Below are 19,817 nucleotides of genomic sequence, written 5' to 3' on the forward strand. Positions count from 1 at the left end.
CGGCTGGAACCAGCCGCTCCCCTCGTACGTCCGAGCAGTCATGCGGGGGACACCACGACTTCTCAAGCGGCTGCTCGCCAAGCGCCTTCTCACCATGCTGCTCGCGCTGCTCGCGCTCCAGCTCGGCTCGCTCGTCGCGCCGGCCTACGCCTGCGGCTGCGGCGCCATGGTCACCAACCGAATGGACCGGATCGGCGTCGACCGGGAGACCTCGGCCGTGCACTGGGACGCGCGGACCGGGACCGAGCGGATCGTCATGCGCTTCACCGTGCACGGCGACGCCGAGAAGGCCGCCTGGGTCATGCCGGTGCCGCACCGCGCCGACGTCGCCCTCGGCGACCCCGCGCTCTTCGACCAGCTCGACGGGCTGACCGCGCCCGAGCGCCGCACCCGCGACTACTTCTGGCCGCGCGGCCGCGACTGGCCCTTCTCCTCCGACGGTGACGGCGCCTCCGCCGGGGCCATGCCCGGCGCCGGACCGGGCGTCGGCGTCGTCGGCCGGGAACGCCTCGGACCCTTCGACGTGGCCCGGCTCACCGCCACCGACCCGACCGCGCTCGGCGACTGGCTGCACCGCAACGGCTTCGAGCTCTCCGACCGGCTCGCCGCCGAGCTGCGCCCGTACGTGGCGCAGAAGTGGGAGTACGTCGCCGTCCGCCTCGCCCCCGAGAAGGCCGGCGAACCGCTGTACGGCGCCCTCGACCCGCTCCGCATCAGCTTCCCGAACGACCGGCCCGTCTACCCGATGCGCCTGTCCCGGCTCGCCGCCACCCCGCAGTCCCTGGGCCTGTACGTGCTCTCCGACCACCGCATGGAGCCGAAAGACGCCATCGGCGGCGCCCGCCCCGAGGTGCTGTTCGCCGGCGCCGTCGACCGGCCCGACGGCGCGCTCGCCGAGCTCACCGGCCCCGGCCGGGTGTTCCTCACCGCCGTCGACCAGTCCTTCCCCGAGCCCGCCCGCATCAGCGGCGACCACGAACTCGTGCGGGCCGCCGCCGACACGCCGTACCGCGAGATCATCTGGAAGGACCGGCTGTGGACGGCCGGCGGCATCCCCGTCTGGCTGCTCACCGTCACCGGCACGGTCCTGCTGCTCGCCGCCGCCGGATTCGCCGTGGCGCGAACCCGGCGCCGGGGCCGCGCCGACCGCCCGCGGCCCGGCGCGTCAGGTGTACGTTCGGCCGCATGACCACCCATGACCGTGACCAGGCTCAATGGACCGCCGTCGACACCTACTTGACCGATCTGCTCGCCCCCGGCGACGAGGGGCTGACCGGCGCCCTCGCCGACTCCAGGACCGCCGGGCTGCCCGAGATCGCCGTCGCGCCCAACCAGGGCAAGCTGCTCAACCTCCTTGTCGCCACGCAGGGCGCGAAGAACATCCTGGAGATCGGCACCCTCGGCGGCTACAGCACCATCTGGATGGCCCGCGCGCTGCCCGCCGACGGGCGGCTCGTCACCCTGGAGTACTCCCCCGCGCACGCCGAGGTCGCCCGCGCCAACATCGCCCGGGCCGGCCTCGCCGAGACCGTCGAAGTGCGCGTCGGCGCGGCCCTGGACACCCTGCCGCTCCTGGAGAAGGAGGGCGCGGGCCCGTTCGACTTCGTCTTCGTCGACGCCGACAAGGTCAACAACCCGCACTACGTCAGCTGGGCGCTCCGGCTCTCCCGCCCCGGCACGCTGATCGTCGTCGACAACGTCGTCCGGGCCGGGCAGGTCGCCAACGAACACCCCGACGACCCGGCCATCACCGGCACCCGCGCGATGTTCGACCTGATCGCCCACGAGCCCCGCCTCGACGCGACCGCCCTCCAGACCGTCGGCACCAAGGGTTACGACGGGCTGCTCCTCGCCCGCGTCCTCGGCTGATCCTGATAGCGGCCCGCTGGATCCGGCCCTCCGGACAGGGCTTTCGGCCCTGTCCGGTACGGGCCCGCTCCTGCCTATGCTGCCGGTATGAGCATCGTGAAGATCAACGTCCTGACCGTGCCCGCCGAGCAGCGCGAGCTCCTGGAGCAGCGCTTCGCCGCGCGCGCCGGTGCCGTGGAGAACTCGGACGGCTTCGAGTGGTTCGAGCTGCTCCGCCCGCTGGAGGGCACGGACGAATACCTCGTCTACACCCGCTGGCGCAGCGAGGACGACTTCCAGGCCTGGATGAACGGCCCCCGGAAGGCCGCCCACGAGGGCGGGGGCGAGGGCGGGGGCGAGCGTCCGAAGCCCGCCGCGACCGGCTCCACGCTGTGGTCCTTCGAGGTCGTCCAGCAGGCCGCCCCCAAGTAGTCCCCACCTCGGATTTCCCCGGGATAATCCGGAGGCGGGCCGGTGTCGTGCGCGGCCAGAATGGCGCGCATGACCTGGACCTTCACTCCCGAGCGCGTCGACACCCCGGACGCCACCGCCCTGCGCCGCGACTACTACGGCGACGTCGCCGGCCGCTACTGGCGGCGCCCCGCCACCGAGGCGGAGATCGACGAGGGCCTGAACGGCGACGGGGTCGAGCTGCTCGCGCCGCCCACCGGACAGTTCCTGGTGGCGCGGTACGAGGGCGAGCCGGCCGGCTGCGGCGGGGTGCTGCTGCTCGACGCGGAGCGGGCCGAGCTCACCCGGGTCTTCCTGCGTCACACGTACCGCGGCAAGGGCGGGGCCGGGCCGCTGCTCGGCCACCTGGAGGACGCGGCCCGCGTCCTCGGCGCCCGCCGCATGGTCCTGAACACCCGCCTCGACCTGGTGGAGGCGCGGGCGCTCTACACGCGCCACGGCTACGCCGAGATCCCGGCGTACTGCACCGGCCCGTACATGGAGATCTGGTACGGCAAGGAGCTCTAGCCCCACTGCCGGGCCACGGGCGCCTCCTCCATCTCACCTGCCCCCCCGCACTGGGGCGTTTGGCCTGTTATGGCCTGCGGAGAGGGCACAGCTGGGCACACGCGTTCACCTCGCTGCCAGGGTCGGGCTGCATAATCGCTCGCAGTTGAACCGGGGAGGGACCCAACGATGTCCGGACACGCCTGTCCTGAATGCGGTGTACACAGACCTGGCTGCGCCTGCGAGCGAGCGCAGGCGCAGGCCGCGGCGATGGCCGCGGCCGAGGACTTCGACCCGCTGCGCATCCGGCCGTACGTGACGCTGCCGGGGAACGGTGACGGGACGGGCCACGGGACGGGGGACGCGACCGCCGTGCTGCCTCCGGTCGCGCCGCCGCCGGCACCGCCTGCGCCGCCGGTTGCGCCGGGACCGCTCGCGGGGCCGCTGCCGCCGGAGGCGGTGCCTCCGGCAACCCCGGCGCCCCAGGCACCCCTGCCGGAGGCAGGCGCGGGGGCCGGTTCGGGCGGGGGGCCCGAGACCATGCGCCTGCTGCTGCCGGGGACGGCGCCGGACCTCGCGTACGAGGGCGGGATCCCCTACGGGTACGAGCCGGAGCCCGGATACGAGCCGGGGTACCCGGACGAGGGCCCCGCGCACACCCTGGCGTACGCCCCCGAGGGGCGCGACGGACACGGCCGGGGGCGCGGCCGGGCCCGTACGGCAATGATCGCGGGCGTGGTCGCGGCCGCCGTGGTCGGCACCGCCGCCCTGGCCGCCGCGCTGATCGGCGGCGGCGACGAGACCGACGACCGGGCCGGCGTGCCCGAGGTCACCACCAGCGCCTCCGACAACGTGGCCGTGTCCGAGGCCCCGACGCCCACCCCCTCGGAGTCGGCGAGCACGTCCGCGACCCCGAGCCCGACCCGTACGGGCACCGGCTCGCCGTCCCCCGCGGCCACCCGCGCCACGCCCACGGCGACCGCGCCCGCCGCCCCGCCCCGTACGGCGTCCGCGACACCGGCCCGGCCGAGCGCCACAGCGTCGGCGGACGGCACGACCCTGCGGCTCGGCTCCACCGGGGATGACGTACGGGACCTGCAGCGGCGGCTGCGGCAGCTGGGCCTCTACAGCGGGCGGATCGACGGCACGTACGGGCGGAAGGTCGAGCACGCGGTCGAGGTCTTCCAGTCGTACATGTACATCGAGGAGGACCCCAGGGGGGTCTACGGGCCGACCACCCGGCGCGCCCTGGAGAACGCGACGAACGACCGGGACGGCGGCTCGGGCGGCGGCGACGGCTGGAACTAGGACCGGGATGTGGACGGACTTGGCGCGCCTCCGCCTCGTTTTGTATCGTGGAGAAACAAAGTGGCCCCGCCCGCACACCCTGACCGGCGGGCGGGACCGCTTCGTACCGTCACGCCTCATCTCCGACACCCCTCCTGGAGATCCCCGATGACCGCCACCACCCCGGCGTCGCTCACCGCCCGCGCCCTCCTGCTCGACATGGACGGCACGCTCGTCAACTCCGACGCCGTGGTGGAGCGCTGCTGGCGCCGCTGGGCCGAGCGGCACGGGCTCGACCCGGAGGAGGCCCTGAAGGTGGTGCACGGGCGCCAGGGCTACGCCACGATGGCCGTACTGCTCCCGGACCGCCCGATGGCGGAGAACCACGCGGACAACCGGGTCATGCTGGCCGAGGAGACCGCCGACCTCGACGGGGTCGTGCCGGTGCCGGGCGCGCCCGCGTTCATGGCCGCGCTCGCGACCCTGCCGCACGCCCTGGTGACCTCCGCCGACCGCGCGCTGTCCGAGGCCCGGATGGGCGCGGCGGGGCTGCCGATGCCGGCGACCCGGATCACCGCCGAGTCGGTCGGCGCGAGCAAGCCGGACCCGGAGGGCTTCCTGAAGGGCGCGGCGGCGCTGGGCTTCGAGCCGGCCGACTGCGTGGTCTTCGAGGACTCCGAGGCGGGCATCCGGGCGGGCCGCGCGGCCGGCATGCGGGTGGTGGGCGTGGGCCCGCGGGCCGCCGCCTTCGCGCCCGACGTCCATGTCGCGGACCTGACCGGCGTACGGATCGAGCCGGCGGCGGACGGCACGCTCACCCTGCGCTTCGCGCGCCCCTGACCGCGCCCCCGAGTCACCGAGTCCCCGGAACTCCCGAAACCCTTAAGGGCGGCCCGTACGCGCACGCGCGTACGGGCCGCCCTTTCCGTATCCCCACACCCCCTCCCGAACTCCCAGATTCCCGAACTTCCGGATTCCCGAACTCCCGTGCAGCCGGGGCACGTCACACCCCTTGATGTGACGTGTTCATGTCGCCACTCTGTTACCTGGCGCACCCCTCACGGAAACCAGGCGCCGCCACGATGACCGGGCCGCCCGGCACCCGGGGCCGCACCCCGGGTGGGCCGGTCGCGGCCAAGGTCCCCCCACCCCAAGGGAGTTCGCATGTCCGCCGCCAACATCTACGCGCGTCGAACCGCCGTCCTCGCCGCCTCCGCCGCCCTGACCGTCACCGGCCTCCTCGCCACCGCCCCGGCCGCCCAGGCCTCCCCGCCCACCCCGGTCAGCGCCGCCACCGCGCGCAGCTACCTCTCCTCCCTCACCGTGAAGGCGGAAGGTTCCTCCACCGGCTACAGCCGTGATCTCTTCCCCCACTGGATCACCCAGTCCGGCACCTGCAACACCCGCGAGGTGGTCCTCAAGCGCGACGGCGTGAACGTCGTCACGGACTCCAACTGCGCCGCCGTGAGCGGCAGCTGGTACTCCGAGTACGACGGCGCCACCTGGACGCTCGCCTCCGACCTCGACATCGACCACGTCGTCCCGCTCGCCGAGGCCTGGCGCTCGGGCGCCAACTCCTGGACCACCAGCCGCCGACAGTCCTTCGCCAACGACCTGACCCGCCCGCAGCTCATCGCCGTCACCGACAACGTCAACCAGTCCAAGGGCGACCAGGACCCGGCGGAGTGGATGCCCTCGCGCACCGCGTACCGCTGCACCTACGCCCGGATGTGGGTGCAGGTGAAGTACTACTACGGCCTCAGCGTCGACTCGGCCGAGAAGAGCGCCCTGCAGTCGGTGCTCAACGGCTGCTGAACGGCTACCGAACAGCTACCGCATGGCCACCGAACGACTACCGAACGGCTGCCAAGTACACGGACGGCGCTGAGCTCGCGCGTCTTCCACAGGGTTCTTGTTGAACTTGCAAGCATTGGTGAGGGCTGCCTAATCTGAGGACTCATCGGTTCCGTCCCCCACGGCCCGTGTCGCCGGCACGGGCCAGACCGAAGGAGTTCTCCGTCCTCATGAACGCGCTCGCGAGCCGCCTCAACCAGGCCCAGCCGTATGTCCTCGGCATCTTCCGGATCGTCCTCGGCCTGCTCTTCGCCTGCCACGGCGCCGCCTCCCTCTTCGGCTGGATCGGCGGCGCCGGTGGCAGCGGCGCCACCATCCCCGGCGGCACGTGGCCCGGTTGGTACGCGGCGGTCATCCAGCTCGTCGCGGGCGCCCTGGTGCTGCTCGGCCTGGGCACGCGCGGCGCGGCGTTCATAGCCTCGGGCTCGATGGCGTACGCGTACTTCGACGTGCACCAGTCCCAGGCGCTGTTCCCGCTCCAGAACGGCGGCGAGTCCGCGGCCATGTTCTGCTGGGCCTTCCTGCTGCTTGTCTTCACCGGCCCGGGCGCGCTGGCGCTCGGCGGCCTCTTCGGCGCGGGCGGCACGAGCGACGCGGGGCGCACGGAGGAGAAGTCCGCGACCGTGACGGCGTAAGGACGCCTGAGACACCTGCCGCATCAGGGCTTACGGGTCGGGGCCGGGGACCGCTGGGGCGGTTTCCGGCCCCGGTCGGCGTCCGGGCGGGGCCGTCCGCGTAGGCTCTGACCCCGTGAACGTGCTCGACGGCACGGGGTGGTCACTGCAGTCGCTGACCGCGGGCCCGTGGATCTACGCGGCGGTGACGACGTCGATCCTGCTCGACGTCTTCCTGCCGGTGCTGCCGAGCGGGATCCTGGTGGTGACGGCCGCCACCGCCGCTTCGGCGGCGGCAGGTGCGGCCGGTGCCGGTGCGGCCGGTGCGCTGGGCGCCGCGAGCCCGGCCGCCGGCGTCCCGTACGCCCCCGCCCTGCTCCCGCTGCTGCTCTGCGCCGCCTCGGCCTCGGTGCTGGGCGACCTCGCCGCGTACCGCCTGGCCCGGCGCGGCGGCGGCACCCGGCTGGGCCGCGCGGTGGCCCGCTCGCGCCGCCTGAGCGCGGCGCAGGAACGTCTCGGCGAGACGCTGGAGCGCGGCGGCGGACTGCTCGTCGTGCTCGCCCGGTTCGCCCCGGCCGGCCGCTCGGTGGTCTCCCTCGGCGCGGGCGCGACGGGCCGGCGGCTGCGTGACTTCCTGCCGTGGTCGGCGCTCGCTGCGGTGATCTGGGCGACGTACGGCGTCGGGATGGGCTGGCTCAGCGGCCGCTGGCTGGGCGCGACCTGGCTGGGCGCCTGCGTCCCGGTGCTCGCGCTGTTCCTGGCGGGCTCGCTCGCGGCCTATGTCATACGGCGTCCGGCTGCGGCTCCGGCACCTGCGGGCTGACCTGGTCCGGGTGCTCGTGGGGGTGCGAGTGGCCCCCACGGACGTGCAGGTCGGCCAAGAGGTGGGCGGTGGCCTCGGCGACCTGGTCCACGGCGCGGTCGAAGACCTCGCGGTTGTGCGCGGCGGGCGCGCGGAAGCCGGAGACCTTGCGGACGAACTGCAGCGCGGCGGCGCGGATGTCCTCCTCGGTGGCCTCGTGGGGCAGGGCGGGCGGGCGGAGAGTCTTGATGCTGCGGCACATGCCTCCAGTGTGACGCGCCCCACTGACAACGCGGCTGCTCGCCAGTCGTCAGCTCAGACCGCGCCGGCTCCGGGCGTTGATCTCGGCGGCCCGGGCGCGCAGCTCCCGCATCGGGGTCGCGGGCTGGACGTCGGCGGGCTCGGCCTCCCATTCGGGGCCGCCGTGGACGGGCCGGATGAGGAAGCGGCCGGCGACGGCGCCGACGTAGAAGCCGACCCGCCCGGTGGCCGTGTCCCGTACGAGGTCACCGACCTCGGGCTCTGACTTCACACGTCCCTCCCGTCCGTCGCATCCATCTCATCCGTCGCATCCGTCGCATCCGTCTGTCGACGATCAGATGGATACACCCAGCGAAGCCCCGGCGTCGCGCTGTGTCAACGCATCTCTAGAGATGTCCCCCGAAGGATGGATCGCCCGCGCGGGGCGCCCCACCGCTGCTCACCGCCCCGCGGAGGCTCGCCGTAGGGTGTCCCGCAGACGGAAGGGAGTGGTCCACGCATGACTGACCCGGACAGCGGTCGTCGGCCCAAGTACCAGCGGATCGCCGACGAGTTGAGAACCGCGATCCAGTCGGGCACCTTCGCGCCCGGCGACCGGCTCCCCGGCGAGAACGATCTGATGTCCACCTACGACGTGGCCCGGATGACCGCCCGCCAGGCCCTGTCCGTCCTGCGCAACGAGGGCCTGGCGGAGGCCCGCAAGGGCGCCGGCGTCTTCGTCCGCGCTTTCCGCCCGCTGCGCCGCCGGGGCATCCCGCGGCTGGCGCACGACCACTGGGGCAGCGGCCGCTCGGTGTGGTCGGCGGACCTCGAGGACCGCGCCCTGGTGATCGACCAGCTGGAGGTGACCCCGGCCGCCCCGGCGGGCGCGCGGGTGGCCCGGGTGCTCGGCCTGGACTCCCCGGACGCGCCGGTGTGCGTGCGCAGCCGCCGCTTCGTGCTCGACGAGCGCCCGGTGCTGCTCTCCGTCTCGTACCTGCCGGCCGCCCTCGCCGAGGGCACCGCGATCGCCGAACCCGAGACGGGCCCCGGCGGCACCTACGCCCGCCTCGCCGAACTGGGCCACGGCCCCGTCCACTTCCGCGAGGAGATCCGCTGCCGCATGCCGACGGCCGAGGAATCCACCCGCCTCGCCCTGGAGTTCGGCACCCCGGTCATCCTGATCGGCCGAACGGCGCTGACGGAGAAGGGAGTCCCGGTCGAGCTCAACGAGATGACCCTCGACTCGGCGTCGTACGTCCTGGAGTACGACTTCCGCGCCTAGACCCCCTTCTGGGCGGGGAGCCCGTACTGCTGCAGCTCGGAGTTGACCTGCCCGCCGAGCGTCATGACGTTGAGCGTGGCGGAGTTCTCGCTGGCGATGGCCTTCTCCACGCGCGCGACGAGCGTCGTGAAGGCGTCCCGCTCGGACTGCCCGTGGTACGGCCCGACGCGCGCGGCGAAGTAGACCCGCTCGTGCCCGAGCAGCTGCTCGGTGGACCGGTAGTTCTTCCACTGCTCCCGATACCGGTACACGCTCTCCAACGCCACCGACGCCACCACGATCAGACTGAGCACGGTCGCCGTCACCCGCGCGAACCCCAGATCCAGATTCACAAGGACAGGCACGAGCGCACCCCCGACGACGGACACGGTCCGCATCCGCAGATGCATCGCCTTCATCTTCGTCGCCTTGCGGTCGTACCACTCCTGATACTGCCCGAGCCGCTCGTCCACATACCCCTGCGGCGTCATCTCCCCACCCACCACCTGCACTTCGGGCCCATCCCCCATGTCATCCATACCGCGAGTACACCGACCCCGCCCCGTACACGTCAAGCGCCACTGTCACACCCCGCGCCTACGGTGGCCTCATGACGCTCACCATCCCCGAACTGCGGCTCCTCTGCGCCGAACAGGCCGTCGCCCTGCCCGAACTCCGCCCGGTCGCAACGGCGACGGACGGCACACCGGTGTACGCGGGCGAGGTGGCCGGCGTCGACGCGTTCCGCCTCTGGAGCGAGCTCAGGGCACTGCACGACCGGACCGGCTGGTGGCCGGTACTCGCCGGAGAACCCGAACACCTGGGGAGCGTGCTGGTGGGCCTGCGGGAGGACTACGCACCGGCCCCGACCGAACCGACACAGCCGGACATCCTCTCCCAGGGAGTGACGGACGAGGCGGTACGACAGCTTGCCGCCCACGTGGCCGCGGAGGTGGACGTCACCCAGGTCGGCGGCCTCCACCTCTCCGCCCTGCGCCAGGAACGCACCGCCCTCTGCCTGGTCCACGCCCCCGCCGGCCACACCGTCCCGGCCCTCCTCAACTGGCTCGGCGCCTGCAACTACGACCTGGCCGGCACCGACCACGCGATGGTCCTGCGCGAATACCACGAGCGCCACGGCGCGGAGCTCGTCACCCTCGAGTCCTCCGTCCTCGAACTCCTCGTCCGCCACCGCCCCACAACCCCGGAGGCCCTCGCCAGAACCGCCCTGGAGCACTACGCCTACTGCCCCGACATCGTCGACCAGGGCGTCGACTCAATCGAGGCCCTGGTCTCGAGCCAGCTCCTGGCGAACACCTGGTACTTCTGGTGGGACTAGCCGACGAAGGCCCCCGCCGAAATCGGCGGGGGCCTTCGTCGGCATGGTGGGCGCGGACGATTTCGAACCGCCCTGGCGCCGACACCTGCCTTGTACGTTCGTCCACCGTGCGTCCGATCAGCAGCTGGTCACTCGTCACTCAGTTTTAGATGTCAGCTCCCGCGACTCCCGCGAGGAACCTGGTCACTCTTCGTCGCTGCGTTCCAGGACCAGGCCGACGGACCCGCCTTCCAGCCCGTTGCTGTCTTCGAGGTGCAGATGGGCTCCATCCGGAACTCCTTCGCCGGCCAGCACCAGAAGATGCCCTGCAAGCGTCCTGAGACCCGCGGCGTTCGCCTCGATGACGATCTCGGTCCCGAGGTTCCGCACCTCGATCCGGGCATCGGCGTCCCAGGAGAAGCGGAGCCCCGTGCCCTCAAGGGCGGACGTGACGCGAGTGCTCTCGATCGGCGCTGAGCCGGTTCCGGAAGTCATGGAACTCATGATGCCGCTGCACGAACCGGGTCAAGGGACCAGGACACTTGTCCTCGTACGTAGAACGCTGCGGGAAGTAACAGGAAGCCACGGTCACCAGTCGCGCCATGCATCAGTGATCTCGGCGCGGTTCATGCCTCTCCTCTCCGCCAGAGCAGCCACGTCCACACCGTGCTCGCCCAAGGTGAGATCGATGTATTCGCACAGCTGCTCCCGCTCTTCGGTGCAGTAGCCGGCGCCACCGTGGCTGTCGTCCCCGTCGACGGCGTTGAGTGCCAGAACAACCCTCTCAACAACCCCGAAGACCTCTTCATCGGAAGGCCCGACGAGCGCACATACCTCCGCCTCGAACGCCTCCAGAGCTGCGTCCGTCGCCCTCAGCAAGGATTCGGGGTACATCTCCGCCGCCACGGCGCACTCGTGTTCCAAGTTCCTGGCCTCGGCGTCTCGGGCCACCTCCGCCATCCAGGCACGCCAGTTCTCAGGGGGTCTCTTCGCCATGGCGAGAAACTACGCCGCAGCACTGACAACCCGGCTGACGTGGGGCTCCATGGTGCGGCTGCAGCTCAGGAAGGGCGTCCACCGGCGTTGATACCAGTTGTGAAACCCGTAGCGTCGTCGTACTCGCGCCGAGCCTCGGGCATCAGGCCTGCACGTACACGCCGAGTCGACCTGGCCCACAACCGGGGCGACGCCCCTGGCGATCGAAGAAAGGCTCTACGCCCGCCTCCCGCCCCCGCTGGAAGCGGCAACCCTCCGCATCAGCCCGACCCTCGCCGTTCTGGCGAGCACCCGCGTAGCGACCGACACCACCGGCGGCCCCTTGTCCCGCCTGGCCGACCACACCGAATCCGCCCAACTCGACATCGCCACCAAGCTCCTGAAGCACGCCCAAGAAGTACTCATCGACGAGTCGTCGGACCCGGAAGAACTCCGCCTCCTGGCAACGGACCTCACCGGCGCCCTACGAGACGCACTCCGAGTAGCCACAGCCGCACCCACCGCCTCCCGCCGCCGGGCACCTCCGACCGCGGAGACAGCAACGTGGGCTCGCACCGGCCGACAGGCGCCTTCGGCTAACAGCCACGCACCACAACGACACGAAGCCTCGGGCCAACGTTCGGGGCTTCGCGCACACGACTCCGGAGGGCGCGTGCGCCTCAGATGTTCTGCCAGGTCAGAGGTCAGGTGTGAGTCAGATATCGAGGCCACGTCCACGAATAGGCCACGCGCCCGACGCCTACTCGGCCGCGTGCGCGAACCCCAGCAAGCGCAGGGACATGAGCCGACAGAGCCCGGCGACGCATCTGGCACGTAACTGGCACGACAACCCTCCCCCGCCTCCCCGGCCGGGGAACGAACAAGGCCCAGGATCCCGGTTCAGTACCGGTGACCTGGGCCTTCGTCGTACTGCCTAGTGGTGGGCGCGGACGGTTTCGAACCGCCGACATCTGCTTTGTAAGAGCAGCGCTCTACCCCTGAGCTACGCACCCGTGGAGTGAAGCAACAGCGTACATGGCGGACCGGTGAGGATCGCAAACGGATGAGGGTGGGGGGCGTGTGGGGGTCTGGCCGGGGTGGGAGGATTGGAGCGATCGGGCACGCGGCGAGACGGCACGGGGAGAGGCGACGTGAGGGCGAGCGAGGGCAGGGGTGGGGCGGCGTCCGGGATCGGGGGGCTGCTCCGGGTGTCGCTCGCGTTGCCGTTGCTCGTCGGGGCGCTGCTGCCGCAGGCCTTCGCCGGGGGCGGGGGCAGCGGGGGGCGGCGGTGGTTCGGGGGGCGGGACGAGAGCCGGCGGGCCGAGGCGCAGGCGGCGAAGGATGCCGCGGCGGCCGCGTTCTACGAGCTGGACACCGCGCAGCGCGGGCTGCGGATCTCCATCGAGACGATCAGTGCCGTGGACGACTCGGCGGACGCGCGCCGCGTCGTGGAGGGCTTCGCGGCGCTCGGGCGGCGGATCGACGAGGTCAGCCATACGTACATCACCGCCGTCGACGCCCATGACCTCGACCGGGTCGAGCTGGACGCGGCGACCGCCGGGCGGGCCCGGAGCGAGCTGGAGCGGGCCAAGGCCGAGCTCGTACGGACCAAGGAGGAGCTCGACCGGTTCGAGCAGGGGCTGGCGCCGCTGCTCGACCGGGCCGAGACGCAGCTGGCCCGGCTCGCGCCCGCCGTCGAGCGGGCGCGGCAGGCGCTCCGTAACGCGAGCACCGCTCTCGACGCGGTGCGGGAGGCCGGGTTCCGGGCCGACGACCTCGCCACCCGGCTGGCCCGGCTCGGGCCCGAGCTCACCCGGCTCAACGAGGGGGCCGGGCGGCACGGCGTCACCGAGACCCTGCAGCGCGCCGACACCGTGCTGCGCGAGGCGGAGGCCGTGCGGGCCGAGGCCGAGCGGGTGCCGGAGCGGGCCGCCGAGATCGACAAGCGGCTCGTGTCGCTGCGCACCCGCGCGCAGGCGCTCGCCACCCGCGCCGCCGGGGTCGAGCCGGTCCTGTCCGAGCTGCGGCGCCGGTTCGCCGCCGCCTGCTGGCAGGACCTCCAGCATGTGCCGGAGCAGGCCGCGACCGCCTCCCACCAGGCCGAGGAGCGGCTGGCCGAGGCGTCGAAGGCCCGCGCCGAGCAGCGCTGGCCGGACGCCACCTCGCTGCTCTCCACCGCCCGCGCCCTGCTCAACACGGCCGACGAGGGCGTGTCCGCGGCCGGCGACCGGCTGCGCCGGCTGAACGCCGTCGCCAAGGACCCGCAGGCCGAGATCGAGCGCGCCCGCTTCGCCGTACGGGACGCCCAGCGGCTCGCGATGGCCGGGCGCAGCACCCCCGAGCCCCGGCACGCCCGCCCGCTCGACGAGGCCGTGGGCCGGATCGACCGGGCGGTGGCCGGGCTCGACAGCGAGCGGCACCCCGACTACTGGGCCTTCCTCACCGAGCTGGAGGCGATCCGCGAGACGGCCGCCCAGGTCGTCGAACGCATTCGTGAGGAGCGCGGCAAGCCGTGAGCGGCACGCCGTAACCTGTGGCCATGCCTCGTTACGAGTACCGCTGCCGCACCTGCGGAGACACCTTCGAGCTCAGCCGTCCGATGGCCGAGTCCGCCGCCCCCGCCGCCTGCCCCGCCGGGCACGACGACACCGTGAAGCTGCTCTCGGCCGTCGCGGTCGGTGGCACCGCCGCCGCCCAGGCCAAGCCCTCCGGCGGCGGTGGCGGGTGCTGCGGCGGAAGGTGCTGCGGCTAACTGTCCAGGTACCTCAGCACCGCCAGGACCCTCTTGCTGTAGCCCTCGCTCCGGCCCGTCAGCTCCAGCTTGTCGAAGATCGCGTTGATGTGTTTCTCCACCGCGCTCTGCGACACGTGCAGCCGCGCCGCGACCGCCGCGTTCGTGTGGCCCTGGGCCATCGCCGCCAGGACCTCGCCCTCGCGCGGGGTCAGCCGGGCCAGCGGGTCGGTGTGGGTGGAGCGGACCAGGAGGCGGCGGACGACCTCCGGGTCGAAGGCGGTGCGGCCCTCGCCGACCCGTTCCAGGGCCTCCAGGAACTCGTCGACCTGCGCCACCCGGTCCTTGAGCAGATAGCCGACGCCGCCCGGCCCGGCCCCGTCCACCAGGAGCTCGGTCGCGTACCGCTTCTCCACGTACTGGGAGAGCACGAGCACGCCCACCGCCGGCCACCGGCCGCGGATCTCCAGGGCCGCGCGCAGCCCCTCGTCGGTGTGGGTCGGCGGCATGCGTACGTCCGCGACCACGACCTCCGGCGGGTCGGCGGCGACGGCGGCGAGGAGTTCGACGCCGGTGCCGACCGCCGCCCGCACCTCGTGGCCCTCCTCCGCGAGCAGCCGTACGAGCCCTTCGCGCAGCAGGGTGGAGTCCTCGGCGAGCATCACGCGCACGGCAGCTCCGCCCCGATCACCGTCGGTCCGCCCGCCGGGCTGTCCACCGTGAACCGCCCGTCGAGCGCCGCCACCCGGCCCGCGAGTCCGGCCAGGCCGCTGCCGCCGCCGCTATCGCTACCGCCGCCGGGTGCGGCGCCACCGGGCCCGTCGTCCCGTACCCGTATGCCCAACACCCCGTCCTCCCAGCCCACTTGTACGTCCACGCTGCTGCCCGGCCCCGCGTGCTTGACCACGTTCGTCACCGCCTCCGACACCACGAAGTACGCGGCCGTCTCGACCGCCCTGGGCAGCTCCCGCGGCACGGCGTAGGCCAGCCGCACCGGCAGCGGGCTGCGTTCGGCGACCGCTTCGAGGGCGGGACGCAGGCCGGCCTGGTCGAGGATCGCCGGGTGCACGCGCCAGGCCACCTCGCGGAGTTCGTCGAGCGCGAGCCGGGCCTCCTCGTGCGCCTGGAGCAGGAGTTCGGCGGCCCGCTCGGGGTCGCGGCCGCGGCGGGCCCGGCCGAGGAGCAGGCCGAGGGCGACGAGCCGCTGCTGTACGCCGTCGTGCAGATCGCGCTCGATGCGGCGGCGTTCCTCGTGGACGACGTCCATGATCTCGGCGCGGCTCGCGGCGAGTTGGACGATCCGCGCCTCCAGCACGTCGGTCCGGCGCGGACCGCGCATGCGCAGCACCAACTCGACGTGCGTGCGGGCCACTTGATTGAGCCCCTGGACCGAAAGGAAGAGCATGAGCAGGCCGCCGAGCCCGCCGACCGCGACCATGAACGGCTCCCGCAGGTCGACGAACAGCCAGCCGCCGAGCGCGAAGAGCAGATACGCCAGGCCGGTGACCGCGCTGGCGAGGACGGCGATGCCGAGCAGGTCGAGCGGCCAGCGCGCCACGAGGTACGGCAGGGTGCGCGGCTGTCCGTACGGCGGGACGCGGACGCCGAGCAGCCGGTCCAGGCGCCACCGCCCGGCCCGGACGATCCGCTCGGCCGCCCGCGCGGCGGTCCGCCGGCCGCCCGGCCACACCAGGAGCGGCAGCAGGAGCAGCGCGGCCACCACTTCCAGGAGCGTGAGAACGGCGCCCAGGGCGAGGGCGGTCACCGTGCGGGCCGCGCGGCCGGAGTTCTTCGTGATCGGCCTCATGATCGGTCACGCTAGCGGGCGGACGCCGTCCGCACCCTGCGGAAAACCGCATCGATCCGTGCGGCCCGCACCAGTCCCCCGCGACCTGCGGATTTCTAGGGTCGACACCATGGACACCTGGATCAACAGCCTCATGGACACCCTCGGCGCGCCCGGCGCGGGCCTCGCCGTCGCCCTGGAGAACCTCTTCCCGCCCATCCCCAGCGAGGTGATCCTGCCGCTGGCCGGGTTCGCCGCCTCGACGGGACGGATGGGGCTGCTCGCCGCGCTGCTGTGGACCACGGCGGGTTCGGTGGTCGGCGCGCTCGCGCTGTACGGGGCGGGGGCGCTGTTCGGGCGGGCGCGGGTGATCGCGGTCGCCGCCCGGCTGCCGCTCGTCAAGGTCGCGGACATCGAGCGGACGGAGGCGTGGTTCGCGCGGCACGGCACCAAGGCGGTGCTGTTCGGGCGGATGGTGCCGATCTTCCGCAGTCTGGTCTCGGTGCCGGCCGGGGTGGAGCGGATGCGGCTGCCGGTGTTCCTGGCGCTCACCGCGCTGGGCAGCGCGCTGTGGAACACCGCCTTCGTTCTCGCCGGTTATGCCCTCGGCGAGAACTGGGAGCAGGTCACCGGCTATGTGTCGGTCTACTCGAAGGCGGTGCTCGGCGTGGCCGCCGCGGCCGTGGTGCTCTTCGTCGCCGTCCGGCTGCGGCGGCGGGCGCTCAGGCCGGGTCCGGGAGCACGGCGGGCGCGGACCCGGGCGCGGGCGCACCGTTGAACCAGGGATTGGCATGCTCCCGCGCCGCGGCGCGGAAGGCGCGGATGATCCGCTCGCCCGCCGTGACGCCCCGCTCGGGCAGCGCCGTGACGTGCGGCGCGCCCCAGTCGGTGTCGGCGAGTTCGCCGTGGCCGGGGCGCCAGGAGCGGTCGGCGGCGAGCAGCAGGTCGGCGTCGAGGAGGGAGTCGCCGGCGGCGAGGGTGAGGGTGGCGGCGGTGCGGCGGGCGACCTCGCGCATGGCGGCGCTCTTGGTGAGCGGCCGGGGCACCGCGTACACCTTGCGGCCCTGCAGGGAGACGGTCCAGCCGCGGTCGTCCGCCCACGCGGTGAAGCGGTCGAGCCAGTCCTGCGGGAGGCGTTCGCGTTCGACGACGAGGTAGGCGAACAGGTCTTCGGCGACGCGGTGCTTGCGCACCCAGGACAGGTCGGTGGTGGCGGTGAGGTAGGCGCGGACCTCGGAGAGCGGCGCGCAGGCCTCGGCGACCCGGCGCAGCACGCCGGCGTGCCAGTCGGGGTCGGAGACGCCGTCGACGAGCAGGTGCCCGCCGTTGGCGCAGATCGCGTACTTCGGTGCCGGGGCGTCGCCGAGCAGCCGGATCCGCTGGTACTGCTTGCGGGTGCGGGTGGTGGTCGGCACGAAGACCGTCTCGGCGGCGAGCGCGCGCAGTTCGGCGGCGGCGCGCTCGGTGACGTACGAGAGCGGCTTGGCCTCGTGCACCTCGACGCACAGCAGGCGCGGGGCCTGCGGGTCGGGCATGCCGAGGGCGAGGGCGCCGCTGGAGTAGATGAGGGTGCGGTCGAGGTCGCTGGCGACGAGGACCGTGGACGTGGCAGGGGAGGTGGCCGTGGGGTTCGGCAGAGGGGTGCCGGTCACTGGGACACCACCGCCTTGCCGTCGGCGCCTGTCGCCCCGCGGGTGAACCGGGGGTGGATCAACCCCACGCAGCTGTACGGCAGTTCGTCGACCTCCTCGACCGGGACCCCGCGCTGTTCGGCGAGCAGCCGTACGTGCGCGAGGTCGGCGCCCGCGCCGCGCTTGGCCAGGATCTTCCAGGGCACGCGGCGCAGCAGGACCCGGGTGGTCTCGCCGACGCCGGGCTTGACCAGGTTCACGTCGTGGATGCCGTACTCCTCGCTGATCCGCTCCACGGCCGCCCAGCCCTCCCAGGTGGGGGTGCGGTCGGCGGCGAGGAGCTCCTTGACCTCGGTGTCGACGGCGTCGGCGACCTCGTCGAAACGGGCGGCGACGGCGTCGAGGAAGGCGGTGGACACATCGGCGCCGGCCAGTTCGCGGTAGAACTTGGCGCCGTGGAAGTCGTGCGGGCCGACCAGGTCGGCGCGCAGCACGGTGCGCGATATCAGGCCGGAGACGGTGGAGTTGAGGCAGGCGGAGGGGATGAGGAAGTCCTCGCGGGTGCCGTAGGTGCGGACGCAGGAGCCGGGGTCGGCGAGCACCGCGATCTCCGGCACGAAGCCGTCGAACTCATCGAGGGCGTCGCTGAGTTCGCGGGTGATGGCGCCCTTGCCGGTCCAGCCGTCGACGAACACGACGTCGGCCGGGTCGTGGTGCTCGGCGAGCCAGCGCAGCGCGTTGGCGTCGATGCCGCGGCCGCGGACGATGGACACCGCGTAGTGCGGCAGCTCCAGGCCGTGCCGGTGCTGCGCCCAGCGGCGCATCAGCGCGCCGACGGGGGTGCCGGCCCGGGCGAGGGAGACCAGGACCGGGCGCGGGCCGCGCTCCGCGAGCACGGTCTCGGTGACGGTGCCGACCGCGCGGGCGATGCGGGCGGCGGAGGCGTCGAGGGCGGAGGCGTACAGCTCCTGGTAGCGCTCGGTCGGCTGGTACTCGACGGGCAGCGACTCCGCGTAGTGCGCGCCGCCGCTCTGGATGGCCTCCTCGCGCTCCTCGGTCGGGGCCTCGAGCTCGACGTCCGAGAGGTCCTGGAGCAGCCAGCCGACCTCTTCCGGCGCGTACGAGGAGAAGGCGGGGCCGCGGAGGGGCTCGGGCAGCATGGAGCTCCTTTCGGGAGCTTCGGGGGCCTGGGAGACGTACGAGGCCTGGGGTACGTACGAGGGGACGACGGCCAGCACGACGTGCGGGATGTGCGCGGCGAGCTGGGCGAGGAGTCCGTCAGGCGCGTGCAGTTCCGGGGTGTCGGCGACGGAGTCGACGACGGCGACGACCGCGTCGAAGCCGCCGCCCGCGACGTTGTAGGCGTACCGCTCGCCGGGGCCGTCGGCGGGCTCGTCGTGCGCGGGGAAGACCAGCCGGGTCCTTATCGCGTAGCCGGGGTCGTCGACGGCGAGGACGGGCGAGCGGGTGGTGGTGGAGTAGCGGACGTCGGTCCCGGCCCGCTCCAGGGCGAGGGCGAGCCGCAGCGGCGCGTACATCAGCTCCTCGAAGCCGAGGACGAGGACGCGCCGCGCGCCGCCGAGGGCCTCGGTCAGGCGCTCGGCCATCGCGGGCAGGGCGTCGTTCAGGGCCACCGCGTGGGCGGGGGTGAAGCCGTGCCGGCCGCCGTCCGGTACGCCCGCGGGCCAGCCGAGCCCGACCCGTACGGGTACAGCGGCGGGCACGGATCCCGTACGGGGCCCCCTGGGCTGCCGCGGGACGGACACGGACGCGAAGGCGGAACCGCTCACGGCCGCCGTCTCCTGGGCCGCGACCAGCGCCTGGCCCTTGGCGAGGACCCCGTCGGGGAGTCGTACGGTGCCGGTCGCGCCGGCCACCAGGTCGGTCCGGGCGCCGATCTCGCGGCCGAAGGCCTCCAGGCGGCCCAGGTCGGCGGCCGAGCGCATGTCGACCAGGGCGACGATCACGTACCGCTCGCGCGGGTAGCGCTCGTGCAGGTCGCGGATGGTGTTGAGGACCGTGTTGCCGGTGGAGAACTCGTCGTCGACGAGGACGAGCGGGCCGGGGGCGGCCAGCAGCGCCGGGTCCTCGGGGAGCAGCAGGTGGGAGGTGGCGTGGGAGTGGGACTCCTCGAAGCCGCCGGCGGTGGCGGCCCCCTCGACGGGGCGCCGGGTGGAGTGCAGATAGGGCGCGGAGCCCAGGCCGTCGGCGACGGAGTGGCCGAGGCCGGTGGCCGTCTCCGCGTAGCCAAGGACGACGGAACGGGCGGTCTCCGCGTCGCCGAGCAGCTCCCGTACCCGTACGCCCAGCTCGTACCCCGAGCCGTGGACGACGCCCGGGCGCTGCGGCACGTGCTTGCCGAGCACGTTGGAGACGAGCAGATGGGCCCGCTTGGGGTTGCGGCGCAGGGCCAGGCCCAGCAGGTCGGGCAGCTTCTCGTCGCCGAGCAGTTCGACGCCCAGTCGCTCCGCTACCCACGTTCCGGTCCACACCACGTCGTTGTCGTCCCT

General features: G+C 73.2%; 23 protein-coding genes and 1 tRNA gene. 14 read left to right on the top strand and 10 right to left on the bottom strand.

Annotated features, from left to right (window positions below; translation table 11 throughout):
* Positions 1–40: 40 nt before the first annotated feature.
* The 9 genes from JAO84_RS10360 to JAO84_RS10400 all read left to right on the top strand — a co-directional run bounded on the left by JAO84_RS10360 (position 41) and on the right by JAO84_RS10400 (position 7,383).
* Complete coding sequence (locus JAO84_RS10360; protein WP_370412447.1) at positions 41–1,189, top strand: DUF2330 domain-containing protein; 1,149 nt, start codon at positions 41–43, stop codon at positions 1,187–1,189.
* Positions 1,186–1,869, top strand: coding sequence for an O-methyltransferase (locus JAO84_RS10365; protein ID WP_370412449.1), 684 nt, complete (start codon positions 1,186–1,188; stop codon positions 1,867–1,869). Before JAO84_RS10360 ends, JAO84_RS10365 begins: the two co-directional genes overlap by 4 nt.
* Positions 1,870–1,956: 87 nt before the next feature.
* Positions 1,957–2,280 (top strand): antibiotic biosynthesis monooxygenase, encoded by a 324-nt coding sequence (locus JAO84_RS10370; protein ID WP_370412451.1) that lies wholly within the window; start codon positions 1,957–1,959, stop codon positions 2,278–2,280.
* Positions 2,281–2,340: 60 nt separating this feature from the next.
* On the top strand, positions 2,341–2,826 hold the full coding sequence (locus tag JAO84_RS10375; protein WP_370412453.1) for a GNAT family N-acetyltransferase: 486 nt from the start codon (positions 2,341–2,343) through the stop codon (positions 2,824–2,826).
* Between the two features lie 249 nt (positions 2,827–3,075).
* Positions 3,076–4,113 (top strand): peptidoglycan-binding protein, encoded by a 1,038-nt coding sequence (locus tag JAO84_RS10380; RefSeq protein ID WP_370412455.1) that lies wholly within the window; start codon positions 3,076–3,078, stop codon positions 4,111–4,113.
* Positions 4,114–4,260: 147 nt separating this feature from the next.
* Positions 4,261–4,932 carry an HAD-IA family hydrolase gene (locus tag JAO84_RS10385; protein ID WP_370412457.1) on the top strand — a complete coding sequence of 224 codons (672 nt, stop codon included), beginning with the start codon at positions 4,261–4,263 and terminating at the stop codon, positions 4,930–4,932.
* A 324-nt stretch (positions 4,933–5,256) separates the two neighbouring features.
* Entirely contained in the window at positions 5,257–5,907 is a 651-nt protein-coding gene (locus JAO84_RS10390; protein ID WP_370412459.1) for an HNH endonuclease family protein, read from the top strand.
* A 209-nt stretch (positions 5,908–6,116) separates the two neighbouring features.
* The gene (locus JAO84_RS10395) at positions 6,117–6,581 is read left to right on the top strand and encodes a DoxX family protein (protein WP_265862055.1); all 465 of its coding nucleotides are present in this window, start codon (positions 6,117–6,119) and stop codon (positions 6,579–6,581) included.
* 115 nt (positions 6,582–6,696) lie between these two features.
* On the top strand, positions 6,697–7,383 hold the full coding sequence (locus JAO84_RS10400; RefSeq protein ID WP_370412461.1) for a DedA family protein: 687 nt from the start codon (positions 6,697–6,699) through the stop codon (positions 7,381–7,383).
* On the opposite strand, the gene JAO84_RS10405 is transcribed toward JAO84_RS10400, so the two are convergent.
* Complete coding sequence (locus JAO84_RS10405; protein WP_370412463.1) at positions 7,343–7,624, bottom strand: DUF2277 domain-containing protein; 282 nt, start codon at positions 7,622–7,624, stop codon at positions 7,343–7,345. The genes JAO84_RS10400 and JAO84_RS10405 overlap by 41 nt on opposite strands.
* Positions 7,625–7,672: 48 nt before the next feature.
* On the bottom strand, positions 7,673–7,894 hold the full coding sequence (locus JAO84_RS10410) for a hypothetical protein (RefSeq protein ID WP_370412465.1): 222 nt from the start codon (positions 7,892–7,894) through the stop codon (positions 7,673–7,675).
* 228 nt (positions 7,895–8,122) lie between these two features.
* Here JAO84_RS10410 and JAO84_RS10415 point away from each other — a divergent pair, with 228 nt between their 5' ends.
* A complete protein-coding gene (locus JAO84_RS10415; RefSeq protein WP_370412467.1) occupies positions 8,123–8,887 on the top strand; it encodes a GntR family transcriptional regulator in 765 nt (254 codons plus the stop codon).
* On the opposite strand, the gene JAO84_RS10420 is transcribed toward JAO84_RS10415, so the two are convergent.
* Positions 8,884–9,357 carry a DUF4231 domain-containing protein gene (locus JAO84_RS10420; protein ID WP_370412469.1) on the bottom strand — a complete coding sequence of 158 codons (474 nt, stop codon included), beginning with the start codon at positions 9,355–9,357 and terminating at the stop codon, positions 8,884–8,886. The two genes, JAO84_RS10415 and JAO84_RS10420, sit on opposite strands and share 4 nt — an antisense overlap.
* Positions 9,358–9,476: 119 nt before the next feature.
* Between JAO84_RS10420 and JAO84_RS10425 the strand changes: the two genes are divergently transcribed.
* Complete coding sequence (locus tag JAO84_RS10425) at positions 9,477–10,205, top strand: DUF4253 domain-containing protein (protein WP_370412471.1); 729 nt, start codon at positions 9,477–9,479, stop codon at positions 10,203–10,205.
* A gap of 183 nt (positions 10,206–10,388) precedes the next feature.
* Here JAO84_RS10425 and JAO84_RS10430 read toward each other — a convergent pair whose 3' ends face one another.
* The 3 genes from JAO84_RS10430 to JAO84_RS10440 all read right to left on the bottom strand — a co-directional run bounded on the left by JAO84_RS10430 (position 10,389) and on the right by JAO84_RS10440 (position 12,172).
* Positions 10,389–10,679 (bottom strand): hypothetical protein, encoded by a 291-nt coding sequence (locus tag JAO84_RS10430; RefSeq protein WP_370412473.1) that lies wholly within the window; start codon positions 10,677–10,679, stop codon positions 10,389–10,391.
* A 93-nt stretch (positions 10,680–10,772) separates the two neighbouring features.
* Positions 10,773–11,180: a hypothetical protein gene (locus JAO84_RS10435; protein WP_370412475.1), complete on the bottom strand. Its 408-nt coding sequence runs from the start codon at positions 11,178–11,180 to the stop codon at positions 10,773–10,775.
* A gap of 917 nt (positions 11,181–12,097) precedes the next feature.
* Positions 12,098–12,172: transfer RNA gene (locus JAO84_RS10440), tRNA-Val, on the bottom strand.
* Positions 12,173–12,349: 177 nt separating this feature from the next.
* Between JAO84_RS10440 and JAO84_RS10445 the strand changes: the two genes are divergently transcribed.
* Together JAO84_RS10445 and JAO84_RS10450 are read left to right on the top strand one after the other, a co-directional pair.
* Positions 12,350–13,675 (top strand): hypothetical protein, encoded by a 1,326-nt coding sequence (locus JAO84_RS10445; protein ID WP_370416709.1) that lies wholly within the window; start codon positions 12,350–12,352, stop codon positions 13,673–13,675.
* Between the two features lie 23 nt (positions 13,676–13,698).
* Positions 13,699–13,911 carry a zinc ribbon domain-containing protein gene (locus JAO84_RS10450; RefSeq protein WP_370412477.1) on the top strand — a complete coding sequence of 71 codons (213 nt, stop codon included), beginning with the start codon at positions 13,699–13,701 and terminating at the stop codon, positions 13,909–13,911.
* On the opposite strand, the gene JAO84_RS10455 is transcribed toward JAO84_RS10450, so the two are convergent.
* Positions 13,908–14,561 carry a response regulator gene (locus JAO84_RS10455; RefSeq protein ID WP_370412479.1) on the bottom strand — a complete coding sequence of 218 codons (654 nt, stop codon included), beginning with the start codon at positions 14,559–14,561 and terminating at the stop codon, positions 13,908–13,910. The two genes, JAO84_RS10450 and JAO84_RS10455, sit on opposite strands and share 4 nt — an antisense overlap.
* Positions 14,552–15,697, bottom strand: coding sequence for a sensor histidine kinase (locus JAO84_RS10460; RefSeq protein ID WP_370412481.1), 1,146 nt, complete (start codon positions 15,695–15,697; stop codon positions 14,552–14,554). The genes JAO84_RS10455 and JAO84_RS10460 overlap by 10 nt, the downstream gene beginning before the upstream one ends.
* 109 nt (positions 15,698–15,806) lie before the next feature.
* Here JAO84_RS10460 and JAO84_RS10465 point away from each other — a divergent pair, with 109 nt between their 5' ends.
* Positions 15,807–16,454: a DedA family protein gene (locus JAO84_RS10465; protein ID WP_370412483.1), complete on the top strand. Its 648-nt coding sequence runs from the start codon at positions 15,807–15,809 to the stop codon at positions 16,452–16,454.
* Here JAO84_RS10465 and JAO84_RS10470 read toward each other — a convergent pair.
* Together JAO84_RS10470 and JAO84_RS10475 are read right to left on the bottom strand one after the other, a co-directional pair.
* Positions 16,399–17,328 (bottom strand): HAD family hydrolase, encoded by a 930-nt coding sequence (locus tag JAO84_RS10470; protein ID WP_370412485.1) that lies wholly within the window; start codon positions 17,326–17,328, stop codon positions 16,399–16,401. The genes JAO84_RS10465 and JAO84_RS10470 overlap by 56 nt on opposite strands.
* On the bottom strand, positions 17,325–19,802 hold the full coding sequence (locus JAO84_RS10475) for a phosphoribosyltransferase (RefSeq protein WP_370412487.1): 2,478 nt from the start codon (positions 19,800–19,802) through the stop codon (positions 17,325–17,327). Before JAO84_RS10475 ends, JAO84_RS10470 begins: the two co-directional genes overlap by 4 nt.
* Between the last annotated feature and the right edge of the window lie 15 nt (positions 19,803–19,817).

Origin of the sequence: Streptomyces fradiae (assembly GCF_041270065.1) — a bacterium.
Classification (GTDB): Bacteria; Actinomycetota; Actinomycetes; order Streptomycetales; family Streptomycetaceae; genus Streptomyces.